Below are 17,775 nucleotides of genomic sequence, written 5' to 3' on the forward strand. Positions count from 1 at the left end.
TAGATTAAAAATATTCACGCTTTATCCTTATTTCACTTTTATACTAAGTCCAGTTTTTCACTTTTGACCTGCTGCCATGCCAAAAACAAATGCTAAAAAAATCCAGCCTCGCAAAATCATCATGATCGCTATCGGAGTGCTGATTATTGCAGCGCTCGGATGGATGTTCTTCAAGCCCAAAGCCCAAGCACCACAATATATTAGCGCTGAAGTCTCTCGCGGCGATATCGAAAATTCGGTATTGGCAACAGGGGTACTGGAAGCCACTAAAATGGTCAGTGTCGGTGCGCAGGTATCGGGTCAGGTGAAAAAAATGTATGTGCAATTAGGCGACCAAGTTAAACAAGGTCAGTTAATCGCACAAATTGATTCAATTCGCCAAGAAAACGAACTCAAAACAGCCGATGCCAGTATTAAAAATCAGCAAGCGCAGCTGGCAGTACAGCAAGCCAATTTAGCCAAAGTTGAAGCGGAATATAAACGCCAACAAGCCATGTACAGCCAAGATGCCACTTCGCGTGCTGAACTCGAAAGTGCGTTGGCAAACTTTAAAACAGCTCAGGCACAAATTGCGTCGATTAATGCACAGATCGAGCAATCTCGCCTGACCTTGGCAACTGCGAAAGAAGATTTAGGTTATACCCGTATCGTGGCACCGATGGATGGCACCATTGTGGCGATTGTGACTGAAGAAGGTCAAACCGTAAACGCCAACCAGACTGCGCCAACGATTGTGAAATTGGCCAAACTCGACACCATGACCATTAAAGCGCAGATTTCTGAAGCCGATGTCATGAAAGTTGAAAAAGGCCAAACCGTGTATTTCACCACTTTAGGCAATAGTGATAAAAAACATTACGCTAAATTGCGCCAAGTGGAACCTGCACCGAATTCAATTAATACAGAAACCACCAGTAGCAGCAGTTCATCAACGTCGAATGCTGCGGTGTACTACAACGCTTTATTTGATGTGCCGAATGAAGACGGCAAACTTCGTATTGATATGACCGCGCAGGTTTATATTGTGTTGGCAGAAGCAAAGAATGCACTGACTGTGCCTGCGGCAGCTATCCAGACTCAACGTGGTAACCGTGCTAAAGGTAACCAAGCCAATGCTGCTTCATCAGCTGATCAAGCGAAAAAATCCGATACTGACAAGACTCAACGTCCAAAACGCCTAGAACTCAGTGACGAAGAAAAGGCCTTAGTTGCACAGGGCAAAGCCTCAACAGGTATGGTTCGTGTTCTACAAGCTGATGGTACGGCTCAACCACAACCTGTATTGATTGGCCTGAATAACCGAGTCACTGCACAAGTGCTGAAAGGTTTAAAACAAGGCGACCAAGTAGTGATTGCAGATGCCTCTGACAATTCGAATGAAGCAGCCAAACGTAGCAATCAACGTGCAATGAGAATGTAATATGACTCAAAATCAAACACATTCATCACAGCCATTGCTTGAGGTCAGTCAGCTCACCCGTGAATTTCCCGCGGGCGAAGCAACCGTACAGATTCTCAAAGGCATTGATTTAAAAATTTATGCAGGCGAGTTGGTTGCGATTGTCGGGCAATCCGGCTCAGGTAAATCGACCCTGATGAATATCTTGGGTTGTCTGGATAAACCGACCGCAGGCAGCTATCGGGTCAATGGGCGGGAAACCCGTCAGCTTGAACCTGATGAACTGGCACAACTGCGCCGTGAATATTTTGGCTTTATTTTCCAGCGCTATCACTTATTGGGTGATCTGAGTGCTTCAGGAAACGTTGAAGTCCCTGCCATTTATGCGGGTGTAGACAGTCATCTTCGCCAAGAACGTTCTGCTGAACTATTATCCGAACTTGGACTAGAAGAACGTTTGCATCATCGCCCTAGCCAGCTATCTGGTGGTCAGCAACAACGTGTGTCGATTGCACGTGCGCTGATGAATGGTGGTGATGTGATTCTTGCCGATGAACCCACAGGTGCCTTGGATAAGAATAGCGGTATCGAAGTAATGCGCATTTTGCGTGAGCTGAATGCCAAAGGCCATACCATTATTCTGGTCACGCACGATCTCAATGTCGCGAAAAATGCGACCCGTATTATCGAGATCAGTGACGGAAATATCATTTCCGACCGTGCCAATGAGCCTGAACATAGTGATCCAGAACTGGAGCATCAAACCTTAGAGCGTAACCCGCAGAAGAAAACCTCTGCTTGGCGCTCGTTCTTCGACCGTCTTGGTGAAGCCTTCCGCATGGCATTGCTTGCCATGAATGCGCATCGTATGCGGACCTTTTTGACCATGCTTGGGATTATTATCGGGATTGCATCCGTGGTCTCCGTAGTGGCGCTAGGTAATGGCTCGCAGAAGCAAATTTTAGAAAATATCAGTAGTCTGGGTACCAACACCATCACCGTGTATCAGGGGCGTGGCTTTGGTGATAACTCTCGGACCTCACAAGCCAAAACACTGGTCCCTGCCGATGCCGAAGCATTGGCTGAACAGCCCTATGTGGATGGGGTCAGCCCTTCTGCCAATACCAGTTTAACCCTGCGTTATAAAGATACCGAAGCAGCGGCAACGGTGAATGGCGTCAGTTCTGATTTCTTCTATGTCCGTGGTATGACCTTTAAATCAGGGCAACCTTTTGACAAGGCAAGTGTGACTGAACGGGCCCAAGATGTGGTGATTGATACCAATACTGAAAAGACCTTCTTTGCAGATGGCACCAATCCTGTCGGTCAAGTGCTGCTATTAGGTAGTGTGCCAAGTCGAATTATCGGCGTGATTGATGCCCAACAAGGCTTTATGGGAAATTCAGACAGCCTGAATGTTTATCTGCCCTACTCGACGGTCATGAGCCGTATGCTGGGGCAATCCAATGTACGTAGCATCATCGTGCGTATCAAAGATGAATACCCAAGTAGCGCTGCTGAAAATGCGATTCTGACCTTGCTGGAACAGCGTCACGGCGCACAAGATGTGTTTACCCAAAACTCTGACAGTATTCGCGAAACCATCCAACAAACCACTGCAACCATGACCTTGCTAATTTCAGCAATCGCCGTGATTTCTTTGGTGGTGGGTGGCATTGGGGTAATGAACATTATGCTGGTTTCTGTGACCGAGCGGACTCAAGAAATCGGGGTACGTATGGCGGTCGGTGCACGTCAAAGCGATATTTTGCAGCAATTCCTGATTGAAGCAATTCTGGTCTGTTTACTGGGCGGTATCTTAGGTGTACTGCTCTCTTTAGGGATTGGACAAATCATCGGACACTTTGCCAAAGGCGTAATTGAGATGAGTTATTCCACCACCTCGATTGTTGCAGCCTTTGTCTGCTCAAGCATGATTGGTATTGTATTTGGCTTCTTGCCAGCACGAAATGCAGCACAACTCGATCCAGTTGCTGCTTTAGCGAGAGAATAAGGAATTTGAGTATGTCTTTTCAATTCACAAAATTAGGACTTGCACTGGTACTCACTGGTTCCTTAGCTGGCTGTTCTGCTGTGGTCAAAACACCCTATAACGCACCAACCGTCCAAGTGCCGCAGCAGTTCCAATACGATGCCCAAAAAAGTAAAAGTATCAATTTAACTGATCAATGGTGGACGCTATTTAATGATGCCCAGTTGAATCAATTGGTCGATCAAGTGTTGGCTAAAAATAGTGACTTAAGTGTCGCAGGCATCACCCTGCAACAAGCCCGACTACAAGCAGGGCTCGCTGAAAATAAACAAGGGATTCGAACCAGTTCTAGTGTCTCTACGGGTCATAATTATGATCTACGTTCTGGCGATGGCTCTGATCGTGGTTTATCGACTAGCGTTGGCGTTAGCTATGAACTCGATTTATTTGGCAAGCTTGCCAGCCAAACCGAAGCAAGCAGATGGGAAGCTTTAGCCACTGAACAAGATTTGCAAGCGACAGCACAAAGTCTAGTTGGCACGACAGCAAAACTGTATTGGCAGCTAGGCTATCTGAATGAGCGCTATCAAACCATTCAGCAAAATTTAGCCTCAACTCAAAAGACCTATTCTTTGGTACAGTCGCAATATAAAGCAGGTGCAGTATCTGGTTTGGACCTCACCCAAGCTGAACAATCGGTGCAAAGCCAAAAAGCCAGTCTCAGTCAGATTGAGCAGCAGCGTGTTGAAGCTCGCACTGCCCTTGCAGTGCTGTTGCATGAACCTGTACAACAATTAAATATTCAAGAGCCTGCGCAGTTACCTCGCAATGCCCTGCCGAATATCGCGGTCGGACTCCCTGCTGATATTCTATCGCGCCGCCCAGACCTACAAGCATCTGAGTTACGCTTACGCAAGACCTTAGCCAATAAGGATGCGACCAAAGCCAGCTATTATCCTTCGATTAATTTGACTGGAAATGTTGGTTCTTCAAGCACGTCTTTAACCCAACTGTTAAAGAATCCTGCATTGACCTTGGGTGCAAGTCTTAGCCTGCCTTTTCTTCAATATAATGATATGAAGAAAGACATTGCGATCAGTGACCTTGAATATGAAAAAGCCATTACCCAATATCGTCAGACGCTATACCAAGCTTTTGCCGATGTCGAAAATGCTTTATCCAATCGCACTCAACTCAATCAGCAAGTGCAGTTACAGCAACGTAATGTCGAGCTGGCAGATAAGACAGAACGTTTAACCGAAGTGCGTTATCGCAATGGTGCGATTGCATTAAAGAACTTATTGGATGCGCAGGAAACCACACGTAATGCACGACTCAGCTTGGTGGAAACCAAGCAGAATCAATACAATGCCTATGTGACTTTAATGCAAGCCATGGGTGGGAGTCCTGTTAAAGAGCTGCCGAAACAATAGTCCTAATACTATTGTTTAATCGCTTAAAGTCCTCGGCTCATTTTAAATAAACCGAGGACTTTTGATTTTATTCCTCGATTTATTCTATTTATGCAAATATTGTGATTTTATCTTTGAACAAAACATAGATACATAATATAAAAAATATAATTGGTTATACAGTAAGTCTGGAGTATAAGTGTAGTTGTATCCTTTTATAAAAATGGAATTCAAAATAGAATTCAAGGCGTTCAAAAGAGAGTATATAGGCCACATTAATTGTGAATTTCTTTCAAAGTCTCACGTTAACCTATAGGTATACAGCGAGATATCTTGCAAATTAGATGAATAATGATAATGGAGTAGAAATAAAAAGTTCAGATTTTTCTATTCGATTCTAATACTAACCTTTACATCTAGTTAGCAAGCGATAATAAGTCGTTCAAGAGTACTTGGTACATCATTAACTCCAACGTTATATTTCATAATTAGATAATTAATGACTAATAGAATTTTACCAACACCAGAAAAGTTCGCATCCTGTCCTTATGACAAGAAGATCCTTTCATTTTATGAGGGGCAATTTGAGAGTGTCTTTGTCATATTTCATCCTTTTTTTATGTCTACTAAAATTAAACTCGAGTATTCCCCCCCATCAAGATGGCCTAGTAAGCATCAATTTATTGAGGAGTGCTCTACAATAAGCTGGAGTGAAACTCTATTACTTTCAGGACTTACAAAGTTTTCAGATATAGATATTGGTCTAAGAACCATAATTAATGGCATAAAGCCAGAACGATCAAACAAATATTTTTCCGAAAAGCTTACGGCGCTTCAAAGTCAGCATATTATCCTTCCACAAGAGGGCTATTTATCCCCCTTTATTGAAAATAAACTCTTGAATGCCATCAAAATAATTGGGCATAATTGGCTTTGGGTCGGAGATGAATTCGGCACAGAAAGGAAGCTTTACTGGGTTGAAGACCTAATTGAAAAAGATGAAATACCTGCTCATGGTTGTGTATTTGCACACGATCATAGCCTACTCATAACAACACATTGGGATAGCCACTGTTCATTTCTTTGTTCTTCTAAAGAGACTATTGATAAAATTTTAGAAATTGAACCATTTGAAGGCTTTTTTTGTACTCAAAATACAGAAGTTTATTGGAGTTTATACGAAATATAAAAAGCAATCAGCGACTCCACTAATTCCGAACGCTAAAATTTAATACTCTAAAAAACAAAGCCGCTATAAAAGCGGCTTTATCAAATAATTTAGAGCAATCTAATTATTCATCATCCATCATGCTTTGGCTCATACCAACCGTATTAAAGCCACCATCAACATACATGATTTCGCCTGTAATACCTGAAGCCCACGGCGAACAAAGGAATAATGCTGCATTGCCCACTTCTTCAATGGTCACATTACGTTTTAGCGGTGCAATCTTTTCATTGGCATCTAACATTTTACGGAAAGACTTGATGCCTGATGCTGCCAGAGTACGGATTGGACCTGCAGAAATTGCATTCACACGAATACCGTCTACACCCAAGCTTGATGCTAAATAACGAACACCCGCTTCAAGTGATGCTTTTGCCATCCCCATCACGTTATAGTTCGGCATCACACGCTCTGAACCTTGGTAAGTTAAAGTCAATAAACAACCTTGGCGCGCTTGTAATAATGGCTTCGCTGCACGTGCCATCGCGATAAAGCTATAGGCACTAATGTCATGTGCAATTTTAAAACCTTCACGATCCGTTACATCTGTAAAGTCACCATCAAGCGTATGTGCAGGTGCAAAACCGATTGAATGTACCACACCGTCTAAACCATCCCAGTGTTTTGCCAATTCAACAAAAGCATTGTCAATTTCTGCGTCAACAGCAACATCACAAGGAAAAACCAGTGTTGAACCAAACTGTGCTGCAAAATCATCGACACGTTTTTTCAGCTTTTCATTTGGATAAGTAAACGCAAGCTCCGCACCTTCACGGTGTAACGCAGAAGCAATACCGAAAGCAATCGATAATTTACTTGCAATACCGGCAATTAAAAAACGTTTACCAGCTAAAAGTCCTTGTGACATCTTATTCTCACTCGAAAAATTTTCACCACATGATGCCAATAATCAGCGCATTGCGGAATTGCATAATCCATCTTTTTTACAATCTTGCATAAAAAAATCGCCTTCCTTTGAAGACGATTCGTAGTTTTATTTGACTCAGAACTTAATCATCACCGCGTAACAGACTCAATAAACGCAAGAATGAATAATACATCCACACCAAAGTTGCCAATAAGGCGATGGCACAGATCCATTCAAATGCTTTTGGTGCACGTTGTGCAGCCGCATTTTCAATCAAGTCAAAGTCCAAGATTAGATTCAATGAAGCAATCACCGCAACAAAGGCTGCAAAACCTATACCCAACCAGTTGCTTTCAAAGATATAAGGAATGCTCGAACCAAATGCTAAACGTAGAATGATTTGCACCACAAATACCAAGGCAATGGCAATCGAGGCAGAAATCACAACCGCTTTAAACTTTTCAGTGGCACGAATCACTTGGAACTTATATAAGGCAAATAAAACCAATGTGGTCACGAAAGTCGCAAGCAATGCTTGTAAAGGAACACCCGGATACTTTAACTGGAAAATAAACGACACCCCGCCTAAAAATGCCCCTTCAAATAAAGCATAAGGAATCGCTAAAGCGGGTGCAGTATTGGATTTAAATGTGGTAATCAAGGCAAGGATTAAACCACCTACCGCACCAATAATCGTTGCAGCATAGGCAATCGACAAGTTAGCGGTCATCGCACAGTAGAAAAATAAGGCCATGCCTAAAACAGCTGCAATCACCGTCAACAGTACGGATTTTTGAATCGCACCCTGAATGGTCATTGGCTCAGCCAAATCTTGATAGGTTTCTACCCGTGTTAAAATAGGGTTAGTACTTTGCATGTACGCTCTCTTTTTTATAGTTTGCAATTAAACATCGAGTTTAAGCGATTTTTTGAGCAAGCCCAAATTTTTTCATCTATTAAAAAAGGAGCATACGCTCCTTTTTATACATTGCTCATAAACTGATTACTTATCGTTATTCATGATAAAAAAGTATTCACGATAGTATTTTAATTCTGCAATCGAATCACGGATATCATCCATCGCCAAGTGGGATGCATTTTTCTTTAAACCACTCATGATTTCAGGTCTCCAACGTTTCGCTAGCTCTTTCACCGAAGACACATCTAAATTACGATAATGGAAAAACTGTTCCAACTCAGGCATCAAACGATGCAAGAAACGGCGATCTTGGCAAATCGAGTTCCCACACATTGGTGATGATTTTGGACTCACCCATTTCTTTAAAAACTCAAGGGTTTGCTGTTCTGCATCTTGAGCCTTTAACTTACTGCGGCGTACTCGCTCAATCAAACCCGACTGGCCATGTTGTTTGGTATTCCACTCATCCATCGCATTTAGAATCAAATCAGATTGATGTACCGCTAAAACAGGTCCTTCAGCCAAGATATTCAAATGGTCATCTGTAATAATTGTTGCAATTTCAATAATCTTGTCGTTATCGGTATCGAGACCTGTCATTTCCAGATCGATCCAAATTAATCGTGTATCAGGGGTGCTGCTCATGGATGGCGATTCTAAAGTGCTTAAAAACATCAATAGTAGCAAATTAATTACATCTTGGCTGTAATTCTATAGTGGCTTCGTGCTATTTTTGCGGTCTTCAAAGTGTGGATTTTTTGGGATATGAATGGCTTTAATTCGTAAGCGTCGTTTAACCGAACAACAGCAGCGTCGTATTGAGAAACAGCATAAATCACGTCAAGACGACATTGATACATCGCAAGATCTGGATGGACTGGTTGTTCAGCATTATGGTCGTCAACTCGAAGTACAAGCTTTATCTGTGCCTGAACAGCACCCTGAAAAACCACAAGTGGCTGAAGGTGAACCCGAACCGTTCTGGAAACCGATTGAACTCGACAGCGTTTGGCGTTGTCATACCCGTACCAACCTAGAACTGTTGGTGACTGGCGATCGGGTTAAATGGCAGGCCGATCCGATTACAGGTTTAGGCATTATCACCGCGATTTATCCAAGACAATCGTTACTGACTCGCCCCGACCGTTATCACAAAGTGAAACCCGTCGCAGCCAATATCAGTTTGATTGTGATTGTATTTGCACCCTTACCAGAACCTGCGCCGACATTGATTGACCGCTATCTAGTGGCCTGTGCCGATGCCAATATTCCAGCCTTGTTGGTGTTGAATAAATCTGACTTGCTCACTGAAAATGACCCGATTCTCACCTTACTGAGTGAATATGAATCTTTGGGCTATGAAACCTTGATTTGTCATTCGCAAGGTGACTTATCTGTGCTTTCAAATCGTATTGATAATGAAACAGTGGCTTTCGTTGGACAATCAGGTGTCGGTAAAAGCTCATTGATCAATACCATCGTTCCCGATGCAGCCCAGAAGACCAATGTTATTTCTGAGAACTCGGCACTAGGTCAGCACACCACCACCTCCACTCGTTTGATTAAATTTGGAACAAACGGTGCGTTGATTGATTCCCCAGGAATCCGTGAATTTGGACTATGGCACCTCAGTTTAGAAAAGGTTCGTACTGGTTTTCCTGAGATTGAAGCACATTTAGGGCTATGTCAGTTCCGTAACTGCACCCATACCCATGAGAAAAATTGTGCGCTGAAACAAGCGGTTGATGCAGGCGAGATTTTGCCACGCCGTTTGGACAGTTATTTACGCTTACTGGATGAAATTCAGGAAGCGCAGCAAAAAAGTTAATTTTCTTCGCTGCTTGCCCTTGAACTAAAGATTTTGATCACCATTGAGATAAGTTATACTCAGGGTCAATTTTGATTTTAACTTTAGGTGACTTGTGGAACGCTGGTTAGAGTTTATGGGGAATCACCCCTTCTTATTTGGTGCGCTCGGCGTGTTAATCGTGTTGTTCTTTGTTTTAGAGGGACAACGCAATGGTCGTAAAATTTCACCACAATCTCTAGGTATTTTGGTCAAGGCAAAAAATGCCATTTTGATCGACTTACGTGATGGAAAAGATTTCCGTGATGGTCACATCAGCGGTAGCCGTAACATTCCATACAGCCAGATTACAAGTCATGTCGATGAATTAAAAGCAAGTGATCGTCCACTGGTCTTCATTTGTAACTTAGGTCAGGTTGCAGGCTCAGCATTGCAGAAAGTTGGTCATGCCGACAGCTACCGTTTAGACGGCGGCATTAGCAATTGGAAAGCTCAGGGCTTACCTTTAGTGAAAAGCAAAACCAAAGCTTAAGGAGAGATAAAATGACTACGCAAAACGTCACCATTTATTCAACGCTTTCTTGCCCATATTGCGTACGCGCAAAACAATTACTTGAGCGCAAAGGCGTTGCTTATAAAGAAATTAATCTTTCCAATGAAGCGCCAGAAGTACGTCTTGAGTTAATGCAACGTACCAATCACCGTACGGTGCCGCAAATTTTTATCAAAGACCAATTCATTGGCGGTTTTGATCAACTTTATGCTTTAGAGCGTGAAGGCAAACTCGACCAATTATTAGCTTAACAACATCTAAATCCAAGATTTAAGGAAAAACAATGAGCGAAGAACAAGTTCAACCACAACTCGCGTTAGAACGTATCTATACCAAAGACATCTCTTTTGAAGTTCCAGGTGCACAAGTTTTTACCAAGCAATGGCAACCTGAACTGAATATCAATTTATCTTCTGCTGCAGAAAAAATTGATCCAACTCACTATGAAGTGTCTTTAAAAGTTGTGGTTCAAGCCAACAACGAAAATGAAACTGCGTTCATCGTAGATGTAACGCAATCAGGCATTTTCTTGGTTGATGGTGTAGAAGAAGATCGCCTTCCATACATCTTGGGCGCGTACTGCCCAAATATCTTGTTCCCGTTCTTACGTGAAGCAGTCAATGATTTAGTGACTAAAGGTAGCTTCCCGCAATTGCTGCTTACACCAATCAACTTTGATGCTGAATTTGAAGCAAATATGCAACGCCTCCAAGCGGATGCAGATGCACAAGGTCAAGCATAAGGCTTTAGCCTTGAATCAAAAAAACCACAGCAACTGCTGTGGTTTTTTTATCATAATAAAAATGATCCGAATAAAACGAGAATAAACCATGACCACAACACTTTATCCGCTATGCCAGCAGGTCTTTCCTGAGTTGACACAGGTACCTTATCCTGCCCATGCACAGGATTTTCATCAATTTATCAATTGGGTCAATACTTTACATTCCAACATTCAATACGTTGAATTAAAAGAATACTATGACAATGGCACCGACAAGTGTTATCAACTGCAACAAGCCCAAGTCGATATTGAACAACTGAATAATCGTATTGAAGCTGAAGTTGAGCAATTATTTGCTGAATATGCAGAGAGCGCCCCAGAACAGCAGAATGAAATTGATTTTGCTGAACATATCTATGCGATTTTATTTGACAATATCGATGCGGTTGCAGAACAACATGGTCTGGCCTTGTTATTGATCTCGAATGAAAATCCTTATTGGATGCTGGTTCCCGACCAAACTGAGCAGATTAATCGCCTGATTGAAGCTTTTAATGCAACGTTTTCAGATGTTGAGCTCTATCACTATGTTTAATATTGAGTAGCCTTATTCCACAATGGTTCTAAAGGTCAGATTCACCCGTGCCGTACTGACTTTTTTGGTCGGCGGTAGGCGATGCAACCAATAGGTCTGCGTGGTATCTTTCATCACCAATAAACTGCCATGTTCTAAATAAAGTTCGACTTTTTCTTTACTCTGCTTATGTTTAAATGCGAACTTACGCTCGGCACCAAAACTAAATGAGGCAATCGCACCATCTTTTTTTAAATCCGTTTCACCATCGCTATGCCAAGCCATCCCCTCTTCACCACTATGATAAAGATTGAGCAAACAAGAGTTGAATGTCTCCCCCGTTAAATTTTCGGCCAGTTGTTTTAACTCCAGTAATTCCGGTGTCCACGGCAAGGCATATTTATTCATATTGGAATAGGTATATTCAAAGCGTCGATCTCCATACCACGCCACTTTACGTTTAGTCGTCAATAACTTTCCAAAGATCAGCGCCTGATCATTTTCCCATGCAATGGTCTGCATCAGTTGATCAAAATAATAATCTGCCGCCGTGGTCTGCACCACTTTGCCGTAGTACTGTACCGTACCATCATAAGGCAAATGATTCTGCTTTGGATCAGCTTCAATATCAAATAGTTGCATCGTTCCACTTCTTATAGGCTTGCTGCATACAATGTCCACACGGTCGGAAACCTTGTGCAATTGCTTCTTGCTCATCGACAAAAAATAGCCGATTCTTTTTCAGCATGCGCTTCCCTGATGCACAGGTCAATCTGCCATAAATTTTAAGCTGTACGTTTCCAGCATACAAAATTTTCTGCTGTTTTAGTTTCAGATGTAGCTCGGTCTGCGTTAATTCTAGATGCCGCCACATCAGACTAACTCACCGCATCATGGAAAATGATGCCTAAGCTATAGCGCTCCCCTTGGTGAATTGGGCTGACACCATGCTTCATCTGCACCCGATAATAGCCCTGACTGCCTTTTTCAGGTTTAAACTGCGTGGTGAAAATCAACAGATCGCCTTGCTGTGGCTGTACCACCATGGCTTTGGATTGCGCTCTAGGAGTTTGCTGGCTAAAAACCAATTCTCCTCCACTAAAATCCACATTCGGCTGACTCAATACAATCACTAGCTGTATCGGGAAATATACCTCGCCATATAAGTCCTGATGAAGCGTATTAAAGCCGCCTTGTCCATATTTCAAAATCAGTGGCGTTGCCAACGTTTGTCCCTGTTGATGGCACTGCTGTAGAAATTCAGGATGGGAGGGTGGAAAGGAGTGCTCTAACTTCAGCACCCGAAACCATGCATTGGCAATCGGTGCCAAATAAGGATAGATCTCATGCCGTATCCGTTCAATCAGATTCGGCAATGGGTAGGTAAAATATTTATATTCACCTCGACCAAAACGATAACGCTGCATTTCTACGGTCTTACGATACAGTTCGGTTTGCGGATATGCCTGTTTCAGCATCTCACATAACTCGGTTGATAGAACCTGCTCAATCAGGGCAAAGCCCTGTTGATGCATTTGCTCAGTGATGGCCTCCCAATCCGCAGCTTGAATCTTATCAATCACGGTTTGGATTTGTGTCAATTCAGATGGCTGCATGGGTTTGTACACCTTCCCAACCGATCAATGCTGTTTTACGCAATGTTCCCCATTCGTAACCACCAAAAGCACCTGTAGACTGAATTACACGATGACACGGAATCAGGAATGCCACAGGATTACTGCCAATGGCGGTGCCGACCGCTCGTGCAGCTTTGGGGTGTTCAATTGCCTTGGCCAACTCGCCATAGGTAGAGAGTTGTCCCATAGGAATCTTGAGCAGACTTTGCCATACTTTAAGCTGAAACTCGGTGCCTTTTAAATGCAATTTAATCTCTGCCAGTTGAGGTTGATCCTTTTGAAATAAGGCTAAAGCACTTTGTTGAAATGCATCGATCTGTTCAATAATCACGGCCTGAGGAAATTGTGCGGTTAACTGCTGCAAAGCATCAGCCCGATTGTCCACAAAACTCAGTGCACAAATGCCTTTATGTGTGGATGCAATCAGCACTTCACCAAACAAGGTCTCTGCGAATTGATAGTGAATCGTCAGGCTCTGTCCACCATGTTTATATTCAGCAGGGGTCATCCCTTCAATCTGAATAAACAGGTCATGCAATCGACTGGTACTGGACAGTCCTGTGGCAAAGGTTGCATCAAAAATGCTGCCCTGCTCGTGTTTTAAAATCTTCTTGGCATGCTCAACACTAATATATTGCAAAAACTTTTTCGGACTGGTACCGACCCATTCAGTAAATAAACGCTGAAAATGTGCAGGACTTAAATGAATATGTGCAGCGACCTCATCCAATTGTGGCTGTTGCTGAAAGTTCTGTTGAATATAGTCAATCGCTTGAGCAATACGCTCATAATTACGTTGTTGTGAGGACATATCATCACCTCTCATCATTCATGTTTTCACTGTAGCAACTTTGCCATTCCATGAAAATCTGAATCATGCTCAGTCTCAGCTTTGTCTTTCTAGCATCTCAAATCCCGATGAAAAAAGCCGTACTTCTTGGAAGTACGGCTCTATCATGTCGATGAACGACCTTTATCGCTTAATGGGTGTAATACTTATGCCCTTGGTCACGTAACTCGGCAATCTTTTTACCTTGCTTCTTAGCATCATCCAGCTTGCCCGCTTGAACCAGCAATTTGGCTTTATCAATTTCTACAATAATTTGGTCAAATAAAGCGGTAGAGGCTGGCACTTTTTCAGTGGTATTCGGCGCCAATTTATACTGTTTTGAATGAGTCGCAGCAGCACGCATATTATCTAAAGCTGTGGTTGCCGCCTGTGGCGTTGCAGCTTGGTTAAACGCTTTATAATTCTTGCCCAGCGTTTTCATGTCATCTTCTAAACCCGCAGCCATTGCCGTATGGCTAAATGCAAACGCGGATAACATCACAACGGTGGCTAAAGTTTTTTTAATCATTAGGATATCCTATCAAAAACTGTGGCTATGCTTAATTTCTTGACGCAAAACATCGTGCTTTGACTTCAAAGCATCAATGGCAATTGCTGATTTAGCATACATAAAAAATGCAACGAAATCGTTGCATTTTGATAAAAAAGATCGCGTTTAGACTTTATAGGCGACGGCGTAAAGCATCGGCAATCGACTCAACCAACTGCTGCGAAATCTCTTGTTTTGATGCCTTTTCCAACTCACGCTTTTTCATGTGATAAGACTGGGCAAAGAACACGGTCATGGCATTTTCATCTGAGGCAAAACCGATATCTGGGCGTGACACATCATTACAGGCAATCATGTCCAGTTTTTTCGCCACCAGTTTACCAGCAGCGTATTCTTCGACATTTTGCGTTTCAGCAGCAAAGCCAACCATGAATGGACGTTGTTCCTGCTGTGCAATGGTCGCTACGATATCTGGATTTTTGACCAAAGCCACCGCGAGCTCATTACCTGCTTTTTTAATCTTATGCTCAGCCACTTGTGCCACACGATAATCCGCCACAGCTGCCGTTGCAATAAAGATGTCACAGCCATCTTTCAGTTGATTCATACTGACATCAAGCATCTGCATTGCAGAACTGACATTAATACGTTGCACACCATTCGGCGTATCCAAGCTAACAGGGCCAGCCACCAAGGTGACTTTTGCCCCTGCGGCATAACATGCAGCGGCCAAGGCAAAGCCCATTTTACCCGTGCTGTGGTTTGAAATATAACGGACTGGATCAATTGCTTCACGGGTCGGGCCCGCAGTAATGGTGACACGTTTTCCAGCCAACAGACCAAATTTTTCAGCTAATGCACGTTGTGCTTTATGGAAATAGGCTGCAACTTGGCGAGCCAAATCTTCAGGCTCAGGCATACGGCCTAAACCGACATCACCGCAGGCTTGCTCGCCTGCATCGGGCATGATCACATGAACACCATCTTCGACTAACGTTTGCAGATTGCGCTGTGTAGCTTTTGCTGCCCACATTTGCTGATTCATGGCCGGTGCAACCCAAACAGGTGCTTTGGTTGCCAAATATAAAGTGCTGAGCAGATCATCCGCCAAGCCATTGGCAAATTTTGCAATGCTGTCACAGCTGGCAGGTGCCACCAGAACCAAATCAGCCCAACGCGCCAATTCGATATGTCCCATGCCTGCTTCGGCTTCAGGATCAAGCAATTCGGTATGCACAGGATTGCCTGAAAGTGCTTGAAAAGTAAGTGGGGTAATAAATGCTTGTGCGCCATGAGTCATGACCACACGGACATCAAAACCGAAATCTTTTAAACGGCGTACCAAGATGGCACTTTTATAGGCAGCAATACCACCTGTAACCGCTAATATAATGTTTTTATGGGGAATAACACTTAGATCGAAGCTCACAAACAGGATACCTTACTGTTGCAGTGGCGCTCACAATAGCATTAAATAAGTGGATACCCAAGTAGCACCCTCAACATTTCAGCACTGACGATAATCGAAAATCGTGTTGACATGACGTAATATAAAAGGAAAAGACGCGCAATTATTTTTGCCTGTTAAAAAAATAATCACAATAAAATCAAAAGGAAATTAACGATTGAATCAATCTATTAAAACTTGGCCCGAGCAAGAGCGTCCAAGAGAACGTCTTTTATCCCAAGGACCGCAAAGCTTATCCGATGCGGAACTGTTGGCGATTTTTCTGCGTTCAGGCTCAAAACAGCACTCTGCGGTGGAATTGGCGCGTATTTTGATTCAACATTTTGGCGGACTTAATTTGATATTTGATGCCAATTTTGAAGATTTATCACAATTTAATGGTATTGCTTCAACCAAATATGCGCAGCTGATGGCGGTAAAGGAACTTGGGCGGCGTTATCTGAATAATCATTTCCAGCAACAACGACTTTGTCTGGATACGTCAACTCTGGTGCTCGACTATTTACGCTATGAACTGCAAGGTGAAAAACAGGAGGTTTTTGCAGTACTGTGTTTGGATGCCGAACTCAGAAAATTGCATTTTAAAAAGCTGTTCTTTGGCTCCCATCATTCCTGCGCTGTTTCACTGAATCAAACCCTACGCTATGCCCTGCAACAACAGGCCTGTCAAATCGTGGTGGCACACAATCATCCCTATGGCACTGCCCAACCCTCAACTGAAGATATTTATCTAACCCAACAGCTCAAACAAGCCTGTAAACTGCTAGAAATTCACTTGATCGATCATTTTATTATTTCGCCAGAAGGCTATTTTTCATTTTCTGAACAACAACTACTCAACCCTATTAAAACCAAGCAATCTCGCCTTGACAAAGCTTAAATCAAACAGGAATATCAAGACATAAAATTAATGATTCAAATAACATGATTGTCCGTGACCAGCCGAGTATTTTTAAAGTTTTATTCTCATGGCGAGGAACGATTTTACCCAAAATTTTGCCCTCTCTCGGTTTCGTGATGCTGATCTCTGCCATCATTGGCGGGGTCGAGTATGTCAATCTATATCGTTTCCCGGAAATTCCATTAGTCGGCTTCACGTTGATTGGTGTGGTGCTGTCCATTTTCTTGGGATTTAAGAACACCGCTTGTTATGACCGCTGGTGGGAAGCGCGTAAACTCTGGGGCGTGTTGATTGCCACGGCGCGCCATTTTGACCGTGATTGCCGCGTCCTGACCCAGGCACGTCGTGAACGTATCATTCAAAACGTGATTGTGTTTGCCAATGTGCTGCGTGATCGTCTGCGTCATCAAACCGCTAATCCAACCGAGCTGACCGAAACCAGTGGTCTGAGCCAACAAGCACTGACCCAACTTTATCAGCAGCATAATGCACCGCAGTACACCTTGAGCCTAATTCAATGGGAACTGTTACAAGCCATGAAAGAAGGCGAAATCTCGGATATTATCTATACCCAGATGAACCGCCATGTGGCCGCGTTAAGTGAAATGCAAACGGGTTGTGACCGGATAGCGAATACCCCAATTCCATTCGCCTATTCGGTTTTACTGAATCGTACCGTGTATTTCTTCTGCTTTATGCTGCCATTCAGTCTTGGCTCGTTATTGGGCTTGGTGACACCGCTATTGGTCGGTATTTTAGCCTATACCTTTTTAGGTCTGGATGCTTTAAGCACTGAAATAGAAGAACCTTTTGGCACACAAAGCAATGACTTACCGCTGGATGCGATGGTACGTTCGATTGAAATTGAATTACTTGGAACTTTAGGTCGACCAACCCCACCGCCGATTCAGGCGCATGACCATAACCTACTCTAATGACAATGCCCTCCAAT

The 17,775-nt window shown here is 43.1% G+C and carries 20 protein-coding genes; 11 read left to right on the forward strand and 9 right to left on the reverse strand.

The features are described from left to right. Positions 1-76: 76 nt before the first annotated feature. The 4 genes from NDN13_RS11510 (at position 77) to NDN13_RS11525 (ending at position 5,993) form a co-directional block, all read left to right on the forward strand. Positions 77-1,420 (forward strand): MacA family efflux pump subunit, encoded by a 1,344-nt coding sequence (locus NDN13_RS11510; protein WP_251115558.1) that lies wholly within the window; start codon positions 77-79, stop codon positions 1,418-1,420. Position 1,421: 1 nt separating this feature from the next. Then, positions 1,422-3,413, forward strand: coding sequence for a MacB family efflux pump subunit (locus NDN13_RS11515; protein WP_251115559.1), 1,992 nt, complete (start codon positions 1,422-1,424; stop codon positions 3,411-3,413). 11 nt (positions 3,414-3,424) lie between these two features. Then, positions 3,425-4,825 carry an efflux transporter outer membrane subunit gene (locus tag NDN13_RS11520; RefSeq protein ID WP_251115560.1) on the forward strand — a complete coding sequence of 467 codons (1,401 nt, stop codon included), beginning with the start codon at positions 3,425-3,427 and terminating at the stop codon, positions 4,823-4,825. A 478-nt stretch (positions 4,826-5,303) separates the two neighbouring features. Continuing rightward, a complete protein-coding gene (locus NDN13_RS11525) occupies positions 5,304-5,993 on the forward strand; it encodes a DUF2711 family protein (RefSeq protein ID WP_251115561.1) in 690 nt (229 codons plus the stop codon). A gap of 103 nt (positions 5,994-6,096) precedes the next feature. Here NDN13_RS11525 and NDN13_RS11530 read toward each other — a convergent pair whose 3' ends face one another. The 3 genes from NDN13_RS11530 to orn form a co-directional block, all read right to left on the reverse strand. Next, positions 6,097-6,900 (reverse strand): enoyl-ACP reductase FabI, encoded by an 804-nt coding sequence (locus NDN13_RS11530; RefSeq protein ID WP_005184938.1) that lies wholly within the window; start codon positions 6,898-6,900, stop codon positions 6,097-6,099. 142 nt (positions 6,901-7,042) lie between these two features. After that, on the reverse strand, positions 7,043-7,777 hold the full coding sequence (locus NDN13_RS11535; protein ID WP_004804311.1) for a Bax inhibitor-1/YccA family protein: 735 nt from the start codon (positions 7,775-7,777) through the stop codon (positions 7,043-7,045). 126 nt (positions 7,778-7,903) lie between these two features. After that, positions 7,904-8,464 carry an oligoribonuclease gene (orn, locus tag NDN13_RS11540; RefSeq protein WP_005184949.1) on the reverse strand — a complete coding sequence of 187 codons (561 nt, stop codon included), beginning with the start codon at positions 8,462-8,464 and terminating at the stop codon, positions 7,904-7,906. Positions 8,465-8,588: 124 nt separating this feature from the next. Here orn and rsgA point away from each other — a divergent pair, with 124 nt between their 5' ends. From rsgA to NDN13_RS11565, 5 genes are all read left to right on the forward strand, one after another. After that, positions 8,589-9,647, forward strand: a complete 1,059-nt coding sequence (gene rsgA, locus NDN13_RS11545; protein ID WP_251115562.1) for a ribosome small subunit-dependent GTPase A — start codon at positions 8,589-8,591, stop codon at positions 9,645-9,647. A 94-nt stretch (positions 9,648-9,741) separates the two neighbouring features. Beyond that, complete coding sequence (locus tag NDN13_RS11550) at positions 9,742-10,158, forward strand: rhodanese-like domain-containing protein (RefSeq protein ID WP_016543083.1); 417 nt, start codon at positions 9,742-9,744, stop codon at positions 10,156-10,158. 11 nt (positions 10,159-10,169) lie between these two features. After that, a complete protein-coding gene (gene grxC / locus NDN13_RS11555; RefSeq protein WP_004804307.1) occupies positions 10,170-10,430 on the forward strand; it encodes a glutaredoxin 3 in 261 nt (86 codons plus the stop codon). A gap of 32 nt (positions 10,431-10,462) precedes the next feature. Further along, positions 10,463-10,921, forward strand: coding sequence for a protein-export chaperone SecB (secB, locus tag NDN13_RS11560; RefSeq protein ID WP_004655889.1), 459 nt, complete (start codon positions 10,463-10,465; stop codon positions 10,919-10,921). Between the two features lie 88 nt (positions 10,922-11,009). After that, positions 11,010-11,498, forward strand: coding sequence for a hypothetical protein (locus NDN13_RS11565; RefSeq protein WP_251115563.1), 489 nt, complete (start codon positions 11,010-11,012; stop codon positions 11,496-11,498). Positions 11,499-11,510: 12 nt separating this feature from the next. Here the strand turns inward: NDN13_RS11565 and NDN13_RS11570 are convergent, their stop codons facing one another. The 6 genes from NDN13_RS11570 to coaBC all read right to left on the reverse strand — a co-directional run bounded on the left by NDN13_RS11570 (position 11,511) and on the right by coaBC (position 15,883). After that, complete coding sequence (locus tag NDN13_RS11570) at positions 11,511-12,119, reverse strand: alpha-ketoglutarate-dependent dioxygenase AlkB family protein (protein WP_251115564.1); 609 nt, start codon at positions 12,117-12,119, stop codon at positions 11,511-11,513. After that, a complete protein-coding gene (locus NDN13_RS11575) occupies positions 12,106-12,351 on the reverse strand; it encodes an Ada metal-binding domain-containing protein (RefSeq protein ID WP_251115565.1) in 246 nt (81 codons plus the stop codon). The genes NDN13_RS11570 and NDN13_RS11575 overlap by 14 nt, the downstream gene beginning before the upstream one ends. 4 nt (positions 12,352-12,355) lie before the next feature. Further along, on the reverse strand, positions 12,356-13,093 hold the full coding sequence (locus NDN13_RS11580; protein ID WP_251115566.1) for a 2OG-Fe(II) oxygenase: 738 nt from the start codon (positions 13,091-13,093) through the stop codon (positions 12,356-12,358). Then, positions 13,080-13,925, reverse strand: coding sequence for a methylated-DNA--[protein]-cysteine S-methyltransferase (locus tag NDN13_RS11585; RefSeq protein WP_004804301.1), 846 nt, complete (start codon positions 13,923-13,925; stop codon positions 13,080-13,082). Before NDN13_RS11585 ends, NDN13_RS11580 begins: the two co-directional genes overlap by 14 nt. Positions 13,926-14,094: 169 nt before the next feature. Further along, on the reverse strand, positions 14,095-14,472 hold the full coding sequence (locus NDN13_RS11590) for a cytochrome b562 (protein WP_005206803.1): 378 nt from the start codon (positions 14,470-14,472) through the stop codon (positions 14,095-14,097). 154 nt (positions 14,473-14,626) lie between these two features. Further along, positions 14,627-15,883 carry a bifunctional phosphopantothenoylcysteine decarboxylase/phosphopantothenate--cysteine ligase CoaBC gene (gene coaBC / locus NDN13_RS11595; RefSeq protein WP_251115567.1) on the reverse strand — a complete coding sequence of 419 codons (1,257 nt, stop codon included), beginning with the start codon at positions 15,881-15,883 and terminating at the stop codon, positions 14,627-14,629. A gap of 196 nt (positions 15,884-16,079) precedes the next feature. Between coaBC and radC the strand changes: the two genes are divergently transcribed. Together radC and NDN13_RS11605 are read left to right on the forward strand one after the other, a co-directional pair. Continuing rightward, positions 16,080-16,802: a RadC family protein gene (gene radC, locus NDN13_RS11600; RefSeq protein WP_159413815.1), complete on the forward strand. Its 723-nt coding sequence runs from the start codon at positions 16,080-16,082 to the stop codon at positions 16,800-16,802. A 44-nt stretch (positions 16,803-16,846) separates the two neighbouring features. Further along, positions 16,847-17,758 (forward strand): bestrophin family protein, encoded by a 912-nt coding sequence (locus tag NDN13_RS11605; RefSeq protein ID WP_004655906.1) that lies wholly within the window; start codon positions 16,847-16,849, stop codon positions 17,756-17,758. Positions 17,759-17,775: the final 17 nt, after the last annotated feature.

The organism is Acinetobacter sp. C32I, from assembly GCF_023702715.1.
Lineage (GTDB): Bacteria > Pseudomonadota > Gammaproteobacteria > Pseudomonadales > Moraxellaceae > Acinetobacter.

Excerpts from the sequence above, each read along its gene's own strand:
- NDN13_RS11520 (WP_251115560.1), top strand. The coding sequence starts at position 3,425 with ATGTCTTTTCAATTCACAAAATTAGGACTTGCACTGGTACTCACTGGT.
- orn (WP_005184949.1), bottom strand. The coding sequence starts at position 8,464 with ATGAGCAGCACCCCTGATACACGATTAATTTGGATCGATCTGGAAATG.
- NDN13_RS11565 (WP_251115563.1), top strand. The coding sequence starts at position 11,010 with ATGACCACAACACTTTATCCGCTATGCCAGCAGGTCTTTCCTGAGTTG.
- NDN13_RS11535 (WP_004804311.1), bottom strand. The coding sequence starts at position 7,777 with ATGCAAAGTACTAACCCTATTTTAACACGGGTAGAAACCTATCAAGAT.
- NDN13_RS11590 (WP_005206803.1), bottom strand. The coding sequence starts at position 14,472 with ATGATTAAAAAAACTTTAGCCACCGTTGTGATGTTATCCGCGTTTGCA.
- secB (WP_004655889.1), top strand. The coding sequence starts at position 10,463 with ATGAGCGAAGAACAAGTTCAACCACAACTCGCGTTAGAACGTATCTAT.
- grxC (WP_004804307.1), top strand. The coding sequence starts at position 10,170 with ATGACTACGCAAAACGTCACCATTTATTCAACGCTTTCTTGCCCATAT.
- NDN13_RS11605 (WP_004655906.1), top strand. The coding sequence starts at position 16,847 with ATGATTGTCCGTGACCAGCCGAGTATTTTTAAAGTTTTATTCTCATGG.
- NDN13_RS11575 (WP_251115565.1), bottom strand. The coding sequence starts at position 12,351 with ATGTGGCGGCATCTAGAATTAACGCAGACCGAGCTACATCTGAAACTA.
- NDN13_RS11580 (WP_251115566.1), bottom strand. The coding sequence starts at position 13,093 with ATGCAGCCATCTGAATTGACACAAATCCAAACCGTGATTGATAAGATT.
- NDN13_RS11510 (WP_251115558.1), top strand. The coding sequence starts at position 77 with ATGCCAAAAACAAATGCTAAAAAAATCCAGCCTCGCAAAATCATCATG.
- NDN13_RS11530 (WP_005184938.1), bottom strand. The coding sequence starts at position 6,900 with ATGTCACAAGGACTTTTAGCTGGTAAACGTTTTTTAATTGCCGGTATT.
- NDN13_RS11570 (WP_251115564.1), bottom strand. The coding sequence starts at position 12,119 with ATGCAACTATTTGATATTGAAGCTGATCCAAAGCAGAATCATTTGCCT.
- NDN13_RS11525 (WP_251115561.1), top strand. The coding sequence starts at position 5,304 with ATGACTAATAGAATTTTACCAACACCAGAAAAGTTCGCATCCTGTCCT.
- NDN13_RS11515 (WP_251115559.1), top strand. The coding sequence starts at position 1,422 with ATGACTCAAAATCAAACACATTCATCACAGCCATTGCTTGAGGTCAGT.
- NDN13_RS11585 (WP_004804301.1), bottom strand. The coding sequence starts at position 13,925 with ATGTCCTCACAACAACGTAATTATGAGCGTATTGCTCAAGCGATTGAC.
- rsgA (WP_251115562.1), top strand. The coding sequence starts at position 8,589 with ATGGCTTTAATTCGTAAGCGTCGTTTAACCGAACAACAGCAGCGTCGT.